Consider the following 15,870-nt stretch of genomic DNA (forward strand, 5'->3'; position numbering starts at 1 on the left):
AAATAGCTTTGGGGATGTCCGGGTATTCCCGGTTTTTGAAGCTGGCATCCCTGCCCGCTAGCACTAGACAATCCCTTTGGTATTCTCTGATGTTGACGGGAAAAGTAACTAAAAACCCAGTCCGTTATTTACATTAACTATTTGAACATAAACATTTTAATCAATTCAACGTCAGTACGGGCTCCCAGTTTTTTCATAGCAGACCGTTTTTGCCCACTGACTGTTTTCTCACTTTTTTCAAAATCTTTGCGATATCACCGCCGGAAAAACCTTCATTAAATAATTTCAACACGATATTTTCATTGGGTGTCAGATACTGCCGCTCTGACGAAGGTATACTCAGAATTTTCGCAGATTTGCGCTCAGATAAGTTATCTTTGAGCCCGCGAAACTTACGTTTGAAGACAGTCGTAATTTTATTAGTGACAGTATCAACGCAGTCTTCTCTGAAGATCATCGTCACATTACTGAATCTTGGGATACCCTGTAAAAAGCTGTTCAAACGAGCATCACAAATCAAAAAAACATCAGCTTCAGAAGGTGCTTTATCGAGACGTTTTAGAGCATCAAAAAAACTGAACTCATCAACCCCAATAAAAATGATATCTGCTGAATAAAATGCTTTTCGATAGAATTTGATCTCTTTTTTAAATCCTAGAGATGTAAATATCTTTTTTACGATAGCTACCATACCTAGTGTTTGATATTTATCGTTATCAACGATCATACAGCTTATCATATTGGCCACACCCGCTAGTGCTTTAGCACTCTATGAATTGTTAACTCACATCTGTTTATGATGAAATTAAAACTATTAAATATTATGAAGATAGACTAGAAATACCCTACTTTTGAGTAAACCATAGAGGCGTAATGAGATATATAGGAAGGCAACACCGGAGGGTGTAGGAAACTTCTTTTTTACAAAAGAATATTTCTCTTTTTTTATTTATACTTAAATCTGCCAAGCGTGACAGCATTTAGATTATATGTAAAAATAGTGAAAAATTAGTAGCCTAACTAGGAAAATTCTAATGTTATACCTACGCCATTTACAGCCAGAAATCTTATTTAACCTTATTTCAAGCCGAACGATTATATGAGAAATGTTGGTTTACATGCGCTAAAGACATTGAGCTGCTTTTCTGCCGTTACCTTTTATTCTGCCAGTAAAACCTGTACCGAACAGTGCTTCCTAGGTGGAGAAGTAATGAGTGTTCTGTACTTTTTGTCGATCATCGCCACCCCGCTGTTTTTTATGATTATCGGTTATATCGACTCAAGTGATGAGATAGATCAAACAGATATACTCAGAAAATTAAAATCTATCATAACCATTATCATTTTCTGGAACGTGCTTTTCTACTTTATCAATGAGGATGGCTTCAAGCGGGGCTATTTCTTACAAAGCTGGCTTTTATTCAGTATTGCTATTATTTATCTGATCAACCCGATAATCTCGAAAGTATTACAAAGTAACAGAACGACTATCATCACCCTCTCATGTTTGGTTATATTCTCTATTTCTATCGATTTAATTAGCGCGTTCAGTGAACGACCATATTTAATTGATTTCCCACAATATTTTAGACTATGGACGTGGGTGTTTTATTATATGACTGGCAGATTTCTCTGCTCAAAGATTTGCCAAAAAATAACCAAATTGCCTAAGATACGTCTTGTCGCAAAAGTGCTTCTTATCCCGACGGCAATTTCAATGTATTACTATGAAAGTTTTATGTCGATACATGTATATAAAACAGTGAATGCAGGCTACTTCCTCGATAATTTACACGTTTTAATCCTGAGTCTATGTTTATTTGTCATATTTGATAACTTTGACACTAAACGTGAATGGATAAAGAAAACCTTAGCCTATATCAGCCCATCCATGATTGGCGTGTATATTTTGCATGACGGAATTTTCTATTTTATCGCCAGCGCGTATAACTTATCCGATGTCACATTGAGGTTCACATTACTGTTATCAGTATTTGCGGCCTCAGTCCTGTTATCACGGATTCTATTACTTAATAAATACACGTCACGTTTCATTTCATTTTGATAGACATAACCCGCCGCCATACAAAGTGGTGGCGGGTCAGATAGAGCAGCAACAACAAAACTCGCACAAGCGAAAATAGACTAGCAGAATCAACTATATCGGTGACAGTAAATGATGGGGATAGCAGGCACTTCTGTTGCCGGCACTTTTCATCATTGAATCTGAATCAAGGTCAGTGTATTGCCCACTTGAATTTTAGCTTAGCTGCTCGATTTATGAACCCCAATGCGGGGTTTAGTTAAATATAGAATAAGCCACCCTCAAGCGGCTTATTCTACGTTGAAAGGACAACAAACCGCCTTAGAATCACTGAGGCCGATATATGTCTCTGTAGTGAGCTAATCTTTCCCGGAAAAAACCGAGTTCATCTGATGAAAGTTTTGCTTCAATTTCATCAACTTTAATTTTCTTTTTTTGGTTTTCCATAAAAGCAACCGTGGATGCCACAAAATCCAGGCTGGTATGGCAATATGCCGAAACAAGTTTCTCAAGTGCTGACATGTTACCCCCCTTTATCCGACGTAGCACACTGCGAAATTTAACACAAATAATTATATTAAAACCGGGACACAGATCAACCAAAAAGGAAATAGCCAACCTTAGCCCCCCCGATACCGGTAGTGTTATTGATTTTACTGACATTAAACTGAAGTCAGTTATTTTGTCGTGGGTCGATGTTTTTTAGCGGATTTTCCGTTATCGTTTAGATAACCCAGCCAAAACTTGCCATTTATAATGAGAACAGAATTGAAATGAGAAAAACAACGATGATTATGATAGCAATTGCCCTCGCGGTATTTGCTTACACGCACTTTACCGGAGCCTAACGCAATCAAACCTATGCTAAAAGTTATTGCACAAGACTTTATCAAACCAGAAAACATCAGTGATGTTATGCCGCTATATAAAGAATTAGTGGAAAAAACAAAGCTTGAACCCCTTTGTATTTCCTACGATTTATATATTGATAATAAAGACTCTGGTAACTTCGTTTTTATTGAAGAGTGGCCAGACCAAGCGGCATTAGATACACACTGCGCCACAGAGCATTTCAGGCGGTTGGTTCCACAGATCAACCAATATCAGCGAAAAGAGTGCACACTCATCTTTATGCACCCTTTTGAATAGCGTTTCAAAGCAACCGGTTACAATACCTGTTGCTCTTCTTCATGATATTGATTCTGCCACATAGCTGAGTATCGGCCATTTTGCAGCAATAATTCCTCATGCCGCCCGCGTTCAACTATTGTGCCCGCTTCCATCACAATAATTTCATCAGCATCAATGATGGTGGATAAACGGTGAGCAATAACCAACGTCGTGTGATCACGGCTAACTTCCCGCAAATGGGCCTGAATCTCGCGCTCAGTATGGGTATCTAATGCACTGGTTGCTTCATCGAAAACCAAAATAGCCGGATTTTTAAGAATCGTGCGCGCAATCGCTACTCGCTGTTTCTCACCACCAGATAGCTTAAGCCCGCGCTCCCCGACTCGCGTCTCATAACCATCAGGCAAGCTAATAATAAAATCATGGATATGCGCAAGTTTAGCTGCACGTTCTATTTCTGCAAAACTTGAAGAGGTTCTGCCATAAGCAATGTTATAACGCAGTGTGTCATTAAATAGCACGGTATCTTGAGGCACGATACCAATAGCCTCACGTAAACTCGCTTGAGTAACATTGCGAACATCTTGACCATCAATATAAATCGCGCCATCAGTCACATCATAAAAACGAAACAGCAAACGTGATAGTGTCGATTTACCTGCTCCCGATGCACCAACGACTGCCACCGTTTTACCCGCCGGAATAGTAAAATCTACTTTATTCAGAATAGGTCTGCGTGGGTCATAACCAAAACTCACAGAGTCAAAGCGCACTTCTCCTTTTGTCAGCTGCAAAGTTGGTGCATTAGGACAATCTGTAATTTCTTTTTTTACCATCAATAAATCGAGCATATTCTCCATATCAATCAGCGCCTGTCTGATCTCGGAGTAAATAAATCCAAAGAAGTTGAGTGGCTGATACAACTGGAGAAGATAAGCATTAACCAATACAAAATCACCGATGGTCAGACGGCCTTGCGTAATGCCTTGCGCCGCCATAGACATCATCACAACCAGCCCTACCGATATAATGGCAGTTTGACCCAGGCTTAATGCAGTAAAGCTGAATTGATTTTTTATTGCTGCATATTCATACAGCTGCCGAGAGTGATTAAAACGTTCGGCCTCAAACTGTTCATTACCAAAATATTTTACAGTTTCATAATTTATCAGGCTGTCGATAGACTTGGTGTTGGCATCGGCATTAGCTTGATTCAGCTCGCGCCGGAAGCGAGTTCGCCAACTGACAGCCATTACGGTAAATAGAATATAGCAGGCAACGGTCGCCAGAATGGCTACAGCAAACCAACCATCGAGCAGATGCCACATAATAAGAGAGACCAATGTTATCTCAAATAAAATGGGGAATATAGAGAACAAGATGCGTGAAAGTACCGTCGCAACCGCTTGTGTACCCCGCTCAATAGATAAAGATAACCCGCCCGTTTGTCTGTCCAGATGAAAACGTAAGCTGAGATCGTGTAATTGTTTAAATACTCGTAAACCAAGCAACCGGGTCGCATTCTGACTGACATGCACAAACATAACATTACGCAATTCTTCAAATAGAGAAGCACTGACTCTCGCGACCCCATAGGCAATTATCAAGGTGATGGGAATTGCCATCATCTTGGCATTTTCACTGCTCAATGTGTCGATCATCGCCCTATATGCAAGAGGGACCAGAGTGGTGCTGACCTTCGAAACCACCATAAATATGACGGCGGCAATCAGGTAGTAACGCAGTTTAGGATTATTTTTAGGCCACAGATAAGGCAGCAGGAATTTCAGTATACGGGAGCGATCCATATTTATTTATTTGTCATCTCAGGTGGGTTAGCAGTCATTATTTTTTTATATTCTGCCACGTATCAGAGTTATGGCCTAACAAACCAGACGATAATCTATCATCTACCCACACTCTGTCCGATGAATAACAGAAGAGTCTTATAAGTTATAAAAATATATACACTATAATTAGTGTAACTTGTGGAAACTTGAGGTTAGCAGATGATGTGGCTCGAACAAGGTTTATACCTGAGAATCAGTGAAATGGACAATGGTCCGCGACCACTGCCACTTCAGAGTGGTTTCAATGCGACATCAGCATATCGAGCACTCGGCCTATTCAATCCATCAGAAACCTCTGATGCCTACTACATTTTATCTAATGACCGAGATGAAATATGGTTTATCTGTAATCGTCATTTAAGAACGATTGCACTCTCCCCTGAACCAGAAGATTTCAGAAGACCGCTTTCAACCTTTACTAATTTCGCTTAGTGATTATTGATATATAGGTGTAATACTGTTCCAGATATATTAGAAAGTACAATTGAAAAGCCCCACTTGAGATGAGTGAGGCTTTTCAATTGTATGTACACAAGTCGATAATGACCAAAAAACCGAATCAGTATCTGTTGATTCCATATGATTACCCAGCATCATTTAATTATATAAAATACATGTAAAACAGTATATTGGCTGGGTTCCTCTCACATTTCATCGCCCGGTATGCAAAACGACTAATCCGCTTACATACTGGTCTCGAGATCATTTATCTTAATAAGTGCTGGTTTTATTTTATCTTCACAAGTGCAAGATAGAGAAATAAAAAAGGGATTAAATCTTAGATATTAAAATCGTTGCTAATGCGGAACTTGATTGCGCCAATATCAACAAGCATTATGGAAAAAACCAGCAAAATGCAACAAACTTACATATCATTAGCCGCATGTCACACTGTATCTTCAAAATATAGCTATCCCACGCCAATACATCATGACCCGGTAATTCCTTTAATGCTATGTGGAAAAATGTGATTATTGTGATAGATAGAATTCATCTTGAGGCTAATGCAGAACTAAAAATATTGCAGGATATCTTAATCGAGCGGCTGTCGAATTACGCCATAATACACTCATTCAAAAGCCGCTGTTAACCGCGTAATTACTCGTCGAAGAACCAATAACCCTGATTAACCAAATCAGTTAGCTCAGCTACAAACGCTGGATTATGTAATGCCTCCCCCAGCTCTTTTTTACCAACCATAGTATAACGGCACAGTGCATCAGCGGCTTTAGGATCCACCGTTTCCAGTCGTTCACTGTTGATAAAGAAGCTGTCTCCAACGTGTAAAACCCGTAGCCCATTCAGACGTATCAAGACTTCACCATCCATCAGTGCATCGACAATCTCAGTTGGCTCGTAAGGTGGATCTACTGGCGCAATATCCAGTTCATGGCGCGGTGTTGTGGCAAAGCGCCCGAACCATTGTTTAAAATCTTCCGGTTGATTAATCATATTGATCATCATTCCACGCAAGCGGTCGAGTTCATATTCTTCCACCCGCCCTGGATGCTCGCGACAGGTTAAATCAGGATCACTGTAGTGCTCACCGCCAAGATCATTCTCCAGCGCATAATCAGCATAACTACTGATTAAATCCCTGCTATTTGGTCCGCGAAAGCCCACTGAGTAGTTGAATGCAGTTTCATGGGTAAACCCATCATGTGGGAAACCTGGTGGAATATATAAGATATCGCCCGGAGCTAAATCTTCATCAATAATCGGTGTGAATGGCTCAACATGCAGCAGTGCCGGATGCGGGCAAAACTGCTTCAGTGGCAGTTTATCGCCCACGCGCCAACGGCGGCTCCCCATCCCTTGGATAATAAAGACATCATACTGATCGATATGCGGTCCAACGCCGCCGCCTGGGACAGAAAAAGAGATCATTAGATCGTCTAAGCGCCAGTCCGGTAGCACTCGAAATGGGCGAACCAACTCAGCAGATGGAGCATGCCAGTGGTTAACCGCTTGGGCCAGTAGTGACCAGTTGGTTTCCCCCAGATGATCAAAATGCTCAAAGGGCCCGTTACTTGCCTGCCATTGGCCATTAACATGACTAACTAAGCGACTGTCTACCTCAGCCTCCATTGCCAGCCCAGCCAACTCATCCGGCGTAATCGGATCGACAAAGTTCGGGAAGGCATTTTTTAATACCACAGGTTGTTTTTGCCAATATTTCTCTAAGAATTCGGGCCAATTAAGATTGAGTTGATAAGTCATGCTTTCACACCAGTAAGAAGACAAACGGCCATGATTATAAAGTGGCTACCACATGCCTTGCCTTGTCATTGGTCAATGACGTCGTAAGGTTAAGTAAAAAAAAGAGGGTTAGAGTCATTAATCAAAGCACTGGGTTGATGGTATTAATCCGTGTATTTACGGTTATGTCGAACATGACTCACCACCGAGCTCTGCTCAGATATACGCGCCGATCAATTGGGTTCAGCACATATGATTCAGGCCTATTAGCGCCGTTTATCTGAAGTGAATATTCAGAGAATTAATATCACATACCCACATTACTCAAAGTTATTTCGAAAAGATAAATTAAGTGTTATTGATTAAGAACAACATTGATATCGTTCAAGATTATTCTTTCACATATTTAACTCATTTTATGACTTATCAAAAAGCATCAAAAAAACACTTCTAATTTTATGATAACTACAGGACTAACTGTAATATTTTCTGCTTGTTAAAAAACACACACTAATATTTTTATAGCGAAATAAATAACTCTTGATATTCTGCCGCATTGAATATCAGCGTATTTATTCAATTTATATTCCCGCTGATAAACATGACTTTCAAACCGTTTCAAAGGCGGTGTATCTCTTTTTTGCAATGAGTGATATGACATCATCTCATTACGTTTAATATTTTGAGCTTTTATGGACAAAACATTATTGGCTGGAGCAATTAGTCTGTCTTTGGTTACATTACCTGTTCAGGTATTAGCTTTTACGCCAATTGTAGAGGGAAACCATCAACAATGAAATCGTCGATAGTGGCGGACAAATTGTGCGTAATAGTGGCGTCATCAATAATGGCTGGGTTTATGGCTCCACCCAAAATGGAATAATGACGAATTTAGCAAAACCAATACAGTCACCATTAATAATATTGGCTTCGATAATGATTTCTCCGATAATGTCAGTAAATATGGTATAGGCATCGATACCACTGTTGCCAATAACACCTCAATTTTTGCCGAAATGGATTGTCTTAATGGTTCAAAAATTGAAACACCGATAACAGCTAATATCGGATTCCGTCTACGGTTCTAATTTTTTGCCAGCTCCTTTTCTGAGGATTATCTTATTTACGGCAACATTCATGGCCCCTCCATTTTATTTAAAAAAGACAACCAATAAGATATTTCTCATAAAAACCCATCATTTTGTAGGATATTTCCCACAGAATATATAAGTTATCTCTTATGTTTTCTTATATTCTGAAAATGGATTTTAAAATAACGTTTACCTAGGCATAATGCGGCGAAATTTTATTAAGCCCTTTTATTCTGCCCCAGCCGGGCAAAGAGGATATGCCCTGTGCTGCGCGCCTGTTATTTCTCCTTTATTGCGAGTGTGTTATTCCCGTTACTGGCTATTTCGCCTGTCAGTTATGGCGCGGAATTCCCCCCCGTTGAGCAAAGTATTCATCAGCAGGAACGGCAGCGAGCACTGGAAGCGCGTTTGGCCCCCTCAACACCGGATGTGCGTTTATCAGCGCCAGCGGCCTATTTAGGCCGTATTGTCTTCCCGGTTGAGCAACCCTGCTTTGCCATCGATCGTATAAAAATCAGTGGTGCAGAGCCATTACCTCGCTGGTTGCCACTGCAACATATCGCCAATCAAGCACAAGGCCAGTGTTTGGGGGGCCAGGGCATTAACCTGCTGATGAGCCAGATGCAAAACCGCCTGATCGACCACGGATATGTGACCACCCGGGTACTGGCTCCGCAGCAGGACTTAAAAAGCGGCACACTGTCGTTACACGTCGTGCCCGGCAAAATACGCCATGTTGAGCTGACGCAGGCTAGTGACCACCATGTCACGTTGTTCAGTGCCTTCCCTGCCCGCCCCGGTAACTTGTTGGATTTGCGTGATATCGAGCAAGGACTGGAGAACCTACAGCGCGTCCCCACGGTGCAAGCCAACATGGAATTGCTCCCGGGTGAGGCCCCCGGCGAGACAGATATCGCCCTGAGCTGGAAGCAGAGCAAAATGTGGCGACTGGCGGCCTCGCTGGATGACTCTGGCACCCGCAGTACCGGCCGCTATCAAGGTGGCGCAACCTTGTTTCTGGATAACCCGCTCTCTCTGAGTGACCTGTTTTATGTCTCTGCCGGGGGTTCAATAAAGAATCGCGGTGATAAAGGCACCAATAACCTGACTGGCCACTACTCGCTACCGTTTGGTTACTGGACCGCTAGCATGACCGCCAGCAGCTATGACTACCACCAAACGGTGGCAGGTCTGAATGGCGACTACAACTACAGTGGTGAAAGTGAGAACGTAACGCTGCAACTCAGCCGCCTGCTGCACCGCAATGCCAGCCAAAAAACCACCCTGACCTACGATGTGCTAACCCGCTCGTCGAAAAACTATATCAATGATACCGAAATTGAAGTGCAGCGCCGCCGCACCTCGGCCTGGCGTGTCGGGCTGGAACATCGCCACTTTATCTCGCAGGCGACACTGGACGCGGGTGTCAGTTACCAGCACGGCACCCGCTGGTTGGGTGCCGTGCCCGCCCAAGAAGAGTATTTCGGCGAAGCCACTGCCCTGAGCAAAATTCTGCGTTTGAATGCGCAACTGGATATTCCTTTTGTGGTTGCGTCGCAAAACGTCCATTACAACCTGCAATATCAGCGGCAAAGCACCGACACGCCACTGACGCCACAGGATCAATTCTCTATCGGTGGCCGCTGGTCGGTGCGCGGGTTTGATGGCGAACGCACGCTGAATGCCGATCGCGGCTGGACGGTGCGCAATGATCTCGGCTGGTATACCCCACTGCCTGGTCATGAGCTTTATATCGGCGTGGATTACGGCGAGGTCGGTGGTCACAGTGACCCCTATCTGTTGGGCCACCATCTGGCGGGCAGTGTCGTCGGGGTGCGTGGCAATGTGTTGAATACCCGTTATGACCTGTTTGCTGGCAAGCCGCTGTCAAAACCTGATGGCTTCCAGACCGACTCAGTGACTGTGGGCTTTAACCTGAACTGGCAATACTGATGCACCCGCTTAACGCTTTACTCTGGGATGAGTTATGAATAAGAACCTGTACCGTATCGTATTTAACAAGACTCGTGGCTTGTTGATGGTAGTGGCCGATATCGCCGCCTCCGGTCGGGCCGCCTCGTCACCCTCGTCAGGTATTGGGCATACTCAACGCCGTCGTATCAGTGCCTTGTCATCGCTGAGTTTTAGCCTGTTACTGGCCTTAGGCTGCGTCTCGTTATCCGCGCAAGCCAATATTGTCGCCGATGCCAGTGCGCCGAGTAACCAACAGCCGACCATTATCAGCAGTGCCAACGGTACGCCACAGGTCAACATCCAGACACCCAGCAGCGGTGGGGTTTCCCGTAACGTTTACAACCAGTTCGATGTTGATAATCGCGGCGTGATCCTTAATAACGGCCACGGTGTCAACCAGACCCAACTCGGCGGTTTTGTCAACGGTAACCCGTCGCTGGCACGCGGTGAGGCCAGTATTATCCTCAACGAAGTCAACAACCGCGATCCGAGTAAACTTAACGGTTATATCGAGGTTGCTGGCCGCAAAGCGCAGGTGGTTATCGCCAACCCATCAGGCATTACCTGTGATGGCTGTGGCTTTATTAATGCCAATCGCGCCACGCTGACCACTGGTCAGGCACAGCTCAATAACGGCCAACTTACTGGCTACGATGTGGATCGGGGTGAGATTGTTATTCAGGGCAAAGGTCTGGACAGCAGCAGTCAGGACCATACTGACCTGATCGCTCGTTCGGTTAAAGTCAATGCCGGTATCTGGGCCAGTGATCTGAAGGTCACCGCCGGGCGCAATCAGGTTGACGCCGCGCATCAAAATATTACCACCAAAGCCGATGATGGCAGCGCCCACCCTACCGTGGCGGTGGATGTCGCCAATTTGGGCGGCATGTATGCCGGTAAGATTCGCCTAATCGGGACTGAAACCGGTGTCGGGGTGCACAATGCCGGTGAGATAGGTGCGTCAGCCGGCGATATCACTATCACGGCGGATGGCATGCTGGTCAATAGCGGCCAGATCAACAGTGCTCAACATCTGGCGGTGAATACGGCCGCCGGTATAGAGAACGCAGGTGTACTCTATGCGCAGGGCAATAACCAGCTCACCACCGCAGGCAAGTTGAATAACACCGGTACTGTCGCGGCGGCAGGTGATACCGCTCTGCGTGCAGCTGAAGTCAATAGCAGCCGCAATTCTCTCTTAGGTGCGGGCGTCAAATCCGACAATAGCAGCATTACCCGTGGCACCTTGCGGGTTGATGCCAGCGGACAGTTAATCGCTCAGGGAAAAAATATTAGCGGCACGGCGCAGGTACTTAACGCGCACAGTATCGATCTGAGTGGCAGCCAAACACAGAGCCGTGACCTGACACTCACCGCGCAAGGTGGCGCTATCGATCTCAGCGGGGCTGAACTGTTAGCCAGTGACAACCTGTCTGCTTCGACCGCCGCTATGTTACGTACTGACAACGCCAGATTGATTGCGGAGAGGGTCACGCTTGACGCCCAATCGCTTTCTAATCTCGGCGGGGTGATAGCCCAAACCGGAACCACAGATTTCAACCTGAATCTGCCGGGTTATCTGGATAACCGGGGTGGCACCCTGCTTTCTAAAGGCAATGTGGCGGTCAACGCACAGCGCCTTGATAGCAATGGTGGCAGCCTGTTAGCGGCGGGCGTACAAAGTGATGGACGCCTGATGGATAGCGGTGATTTGAGGGTAACCACCCGTCAGGATCTGATCGCGCAGGGGCAGACCCTCGCCGCCGGTGCTATGACGTTAACCGGTAGCCGGGTTGATTTGACCGACAGCCATACCCAAGCCCGAGAGATAGCTATCACCGCCAACAGGGGTGATATCAGTACGCAGCGCGCCAATATTCTCGCCCTGGGTTCTCTCACCATTAATGCGGGGGCCAGTGCCGAGCAAACCCTCAATAACCAGAGTGGCACACTGGCGGCGAATAACATCACGTTGAATCTGGGCCAACTTGACAATAACGCAGGCAAAATAGTTGCCAGTCAGGATCTGACCCTTGATTTGCAGCGTGACTTCAGCAATCTGGCCGACTCGACACTGCAGGCCGGACATGATTTAACCTTAACCACTCGCGGCGCGTTAACCAATGACGGACAGTTATTAGCGGGCGGCAAACTCAGCACCGGCTCAAGCAGCTTACTCAATAGCGGCCATATTATTGCGACGCAAGCTAGCCTCAATGCAGCAGGCGCATTGATTAACCGTGGTGAAATATCAACCAGCGGGCGACTCGATACCGATTCCAACACCCTATTCAACACCGGCACTCTGATCAGTGCCGAAGCCACGCTTAAAGCACGGGAGCGTATTACCAACTCCGGCCCCGGCGCCCTGATCGGTGCCACCGATGAAAACGGTACTTTAGCCTTGTTGGCACCGGTAATTGAAAACAGCGATACCGTCACTAACACTGATTCCTCGCCAACCACCACCCTTTTAGGCATGGGCAAGGTTATCCTTGCCGGTGCATTGGACAACAGCGGCAATTATCTGGCGGCGACTCAGGTACTCAATATTTCGGGTTTGATTGAATCCGGCAAAGAGATGTTGATTTATGCCACGACGCTAACCAATCGCCGTCATATTCTCACCGCCAATAGCAACTTTGTTGTGGCCGACACCGTGAATGGGTCGGCGGTCTGGACAGAAGAAAACCCTGATATTCCAGGCGGACGCTACAGTGAACCCCCTCATGGTGGTGCAGATAACAGCGATTATATCGGCACCGATTATACGTCGACTATCGCCTACAACGGCATCGATCAAATCAGCCCAGAGGCACAACTGCTGGCCGGCGGGAACCTGACGCCACAGGTCAGCACGCTGGAAAACTTCTGGAGTAAAATCAGTGCACAGGGCGAGATTTCACTCTCTGGCGTCACTCTGCAACAGGATGGCTGGGGCAGCGCACAACGCCTGATCGAACGCACCACCTCCAGCGGTCACTGGAATTACCGTAACTATAAAGGCGGCTTGTGGAACAGAAGTTGGGGGCCAGAGGTCAAAGAGCGCGCGACTAACCAATATGCGTCAAGCATCACCGCACAAACCATCAGCGGCAGTGGCACCACAATCAATAACGGGGCCAACCCTGGGACTATTGCACCACCGAGTGATCGCGACAACACCGGTAAAGATCTCGCTGTCGAGTTTAACGGCATCTCCCTGACCCAGCCCAATGGCCGACTGTATAAGTTCAATACCGACTACACAGTCAGCGGCGGCTATCTGATTGAAACTAACCCGGCATTTGCCAATCTGAATAACTGGCGCGGGTCAGATTACGTACTCCAGCAGTTGAATAGTAACCCGGATGTGATATTCAAACGCTTGGGAGATAACGCCTATGAACAACGTCTGGTGCGGGATCAGGTACTGGCACTGACCGGTCAGGCGGTCGCCACGGATTACCGCAGCGCCCAAGAGCAGTTCGAGCAACTGTTTGCCGCGGGCCTCGAATACAGCAAATCTTTCAATCTTGCCCTTGGCACCCACCTCAGTGCCGAGCAGATGGCGGCATTAACCAGTAACATTGTGCTGATGGAAAGCCGCGAAGTCGCCGGGCAAACCGTGCTGGTACCGGTGGTGTATCTGGCGGGGGTGAAACCGGGCGACTTGCGTGCCAATGGTGCATTGATTGCCGCGAATAATATCGAATTAACCGATATGCAGGGTTTTACCAATCAGGGCGCGATTAAAGCCAGCAATGACCTGAGTATTAGCATGGCGCAAGACATCACGCTCAATAACCGTGGTGGCTTACTTCAAGCCGGTGGCAATATGTTGCTCAGCACACTGAACAGCGATATTGACCTGACCAGCGCGCGGTTAAATGCCACTAATCTGCAACTCAATAGCGGCCGCGATGTGTTACTGCGCACCGCCAGTGAGCAACTCAGCAGTGACAATGGTGCGGTTCAGCGCAACCAAACCGTACTGGGGCCACTGGCGAGTATCAATGTCAGTCATCACGCGACTATCAATACCGAGCGTAATTTTATCATGCAAGGTGCCAGCCTCAATGTCGGTAAGGATCTTCAGGTCAATACTGGCGGCGACTGGCGGCTTAATACCGTACAAAGCAGCGACCAGATAAGCACCCATGATAGTCGTGGCAGTTCGACCAGTGAGCATATCCGCCATCTGGGCAGCGAGGTGAATGTCGGTGGAGCGTTGACCGCTAAGGTCGACAATCTGACCGCCGTGGGCGCAAACATCAATGCCGATAGCCTTGATGTGCAAGCACAGAACATTAACCTCAGCGCGGCAACCGACAGTCTCTCTGTCACTGGCGAATCCTCGAGCAAGCGCCATACCAGTTCCGTGGATCTCTACGATGAAACGCTGCGTGGCAGCCAGTTGAACGCCACCGGCGATATCAATTTGCAGACGGCAAAAGACATCAATATCAGTGCCAGTGCGGTACAAACTCATGGCGTGCTGAATCTGGCGGCGGGCGGCGATATCACCCTCACCACCCAGACTGAACAACATGATGCGCAGCGCATTCATACCGGTAAGCACAAAGGTCTGGCATCGACCACCACTACCCACACCGAAGATAACCGAAGCCAGACACTAGCAGTCGGCTCCATGCTGTCAGCCGGTTCTATGGATGTCAGTGGCAAAAATATCGCGGTCACCGGCAGTAACGTGGTGGCCGATAACGCTATTAACCTGCGGGCGAAAGAGAACATCACCGTCGGCACTGCGCAACAGAGCGAGAGTGAATCTCACCTGTTCGAGCAGAAAAAATCCGGTCTGATGAGCACCGGCGGGATTGGTGTCACGATTGGGAGTCATAGCCAGAAAACGACTGATACCGGCAAAATCATCTCCAACGTGGGCAGCACGATCGGTAGTCTGGGCGGCAATGTCAACATGACCGCAGGTAAAGACCTGACGGTGCAAGGCTCCGAGGTGTTGGCCGGTAAAGACATCAATCTGACCGGTAAAAACGTCGCTATTTTGGCGGCGGAGAACCAAAGCAGCCAGACCCACAGCGTTGAGCAAAAAAGTAGCGGCCTGACACTGGCACTGTCTGGTATCCTCAGCGTGCCTGCACTTGCAGATCTTAATAAAAACCGAATTGCCGATAACAAGTTACGCGAGGTCACGCCGACGCATGCCACGATGGGGATGGGAATTGCCGTGTTAGGGGCGCTTACGGGAAATATCAATAGCGGTGATTTTGATAAAGAGAACTACAAAGGTAACACTATTGATGCGTTGACCAATCCAACGGATGCCTGGTTTACGCCGAAAGCGAAGCAGAATATCAGCCAGTGGCTGGCGGACAATGGTAATGGGTATACTTATAAGAATCCGCTTTATATAGGTCATGCAACATGGGCACTGATTTATAACGATGTGGCGGCGACCGATCCAGCCTATCAACTGAAATACAAACTGATTTTTTATAAGCGCCTTGAAGATGGCAATATGTTCTCCGCCTTTACTGTAGCGGAATGCTCTCCAGCGCCTGTAGAAGCGAAGCTATCGGATTGGCGAGCCAATAATTATGCCCGCGTCACTGCCGAGACA

7 protein-coding genes and 3 pseudogenes are annotated in these 15,870 nt (G+C 46.5%); 6 read left to right on the plus strand and 4 right to left on the minus strand.

Features of this window, described 5'->3' with window-relative positions:
- Window positions 1-137: 137 nt before the first annotated feature.
- Window positions 138-727, minus strand: a pseudogene (locus ACF3VQ_RS14880) (LuxR C-terminal-related transcriptional regulator).
- Window positions 728-1,099: 372 nt separating this feature from the next.
- On the opposite strand from ACF3VQ_RS14880, the gene ACF3VQ_RS14885 reads away from it, so the two are divergent.
- Entirely contained in the window at window positions 1,100-2,065 is a 966-nt protein-coding gene (locus ACF3VQ_RS14885) for an acyltransferase (RefSeq protein ID WP_392431927.1), read from the plus strand.
- A gap of 306 nt (window positions 2,066-2,371) precedes the next feature.
- Here ACF3VQ_RS14885 and ACF3VQ_RS14890 read toward each other — a convergent pair whose 3' ends face one another.
- On the minus strand, window positions 2,372-2,566 hold the full coding sequence (locus tag ACF3VQ_RS14890) for a glycogen synthase (RefSeq protein ID WP_392431928.1): 195 nt from the start codon (window positions 2,564-2,566) through the stop codon (window positions 2,372-2,374).
- Window positions 2,567-2,905: 339 nt separating this feature from the next.
- Here ACF3VQ_RS14890 and ACF3VQ_RS14895 point away from each other — a divergent pair, with 339 nt between their 5' ends.
- Entirely contained in the window at window positions 2,906-3,193 is a 288-nt protein-coding gene (locus ACF3VQ_RS14895; RefSeq protein WP_392431929.1) for a putative quinol monooxygenase, read from the plus strand.
- Between the two features lie 17 nt (window positions 3,194-3,210).
- Here the strand turns inward: ACF3VQ_RS14895 and ACF3VQ_RS14900 are convergent, their stop codons facing one another.
- Window positions 3,211-4,983 (minus strand): ABCB family ABC transporter ATP-binding protein/permease, encoded by a 1,773-nt coding sequence (locus ACF3VQ_RS14900; RefSeq protein ID WP_392431930.1) that lies wholly within the window; start codon window positions 4,981-4,983, stop codon window positions 3,211-3,213.
- A 201-nt stretch (window positions 4,984-5,184) separates the two neighbouring features.
- Here ACF3VQ_RS14900 and ACF3VQ_RS14905 point away from each other — a divergent pair, with 201 nt between their 5' ends.
- Window positions 5,185-5,457 (plus strand): hypothetical protein, encoded by a 273-nt coding sequence (locus ACF3VQ_RS14905; protein ID WP_392431931.1) that lies wholly within the window; start codon window positions 5,185-5,187, stop codon window positions 5,455-5,457.
- Between the two features lie 666 nt (window positions 5,458-6,123).
- On the opposite strand, the gene ACF3VQ_RS14910 is transcribed toward ACF3VQ_RS14905, so the two are convergent.
- Complete coding sequence (locus ACF3VQ_RS14910) at window positions 6,124-7,245, minus strand: JmjC domain-containing protein (protein WP_392431932.1); 1,122 nt, start codon at window positions 7,243-7,245, stop codon at window positions 6,124-6,126.
- 866 nt (window positions 7,246-8,111) lie between these two features.
- Between ACF3VQ_RS14910 and ACF3VQ_RS14915 the strand changes: the two are divergent.
- The 3 genes and pseudogenes from ACF3VQ_RS14915 to ACF3VQ_RS14925 form a co-directional block, all read left to right on the plus strand.
- A pseudogene (locus ACF3VQ_RS14915) lies at window positions 8,112-8,312 on the plus strand (autotransporter outer membrane beta-barrel domain-containing protein); the annotation flags it as partial.
- Window positions 8,313-8,582: 270 nt separating this feature from the next.
- Window positions 8,583-10,268 carry a ShlB/FhaC/HecB family hemolysin secretion/activation protein gene (locus ACF3VQ_RS14920; RefSeq protein ID WP_392435604.1) on the plus strand — a complete coding sequence of 562 codons (1,686 nt, stop codon included), beginning with the start codon at window positions 8,583-8,585 and terminating at the stop codon, window positions 10,266-10,268.
- A gap of 34 nt (window positions 10,269-10,302) precedes the next feature.
- Window positions 10,303-15,372 (plus strand): annotated as a pseudogene (locus ACF3VQ_RS14925) (filamentous hemagglutinin N-terminal domain-containing protein); the annotation flags it as partial.
- Between the last annotated feature and the right edge of the window lie 498 nt (window positions 15,373-15,870).

Source organism: Yersinia fenwicki (assembly GCF_043099325.1).
Classification (GTDB): Bacteria; Pseudomonadota; Gammaproteobacteria; order Enterobacterales; family Enterobacteriaceae; genus Yersinia.

Excerpts from the sequence above, each read along its gene's own strand:
- ACF3VQ_RS14890 (WP_392431928.1), bottom strand. The coding sequence starts at position 2,566 with ATGTCAGCACTTGAGAAACTTGTTTCGGCATATTGCCATACCAGCCTG.
- ACF3VQ_RS14895 (WP_392431929.1), top strand. The coding sequence starts at position 2,906 with ATGCTAAAAGTTATTGCACAAGACTTTATCAAACCAGAAAACATCAGT.
- ACF3VQ_RS14900 (WP_392431930.1), bottom strand. The coding sequence starts at position 4,983 with ATGGATCGCTCCCGTATACTGAAATTCCTGCTGCCTTATCTGTGGCCT.
- ACF3VQ_RS14885 (WP_392431927.1), top strand. The coding sequence starts at position 1,100 with ATGAGAAATGTTGGTTTACATGCGCTAAAGACATTGAGCTGCTTTTCT.
- ACF3VQ_RS14910 (WP_392431932.1), bottom strand. The coding sequence starts at position 7,245 with ATGACTTATCAACTCAATCTTAATTGGCCCGAATTCTTAGAGAAATAT.
- ACF3VQ_RS14905 (WP_392431931.1), top strand. The coding sequence starts at position 5,185 with ATGATGTGGCTCGAACAAGGTTTATACCTGAGAATCAGTGAAATGGAC.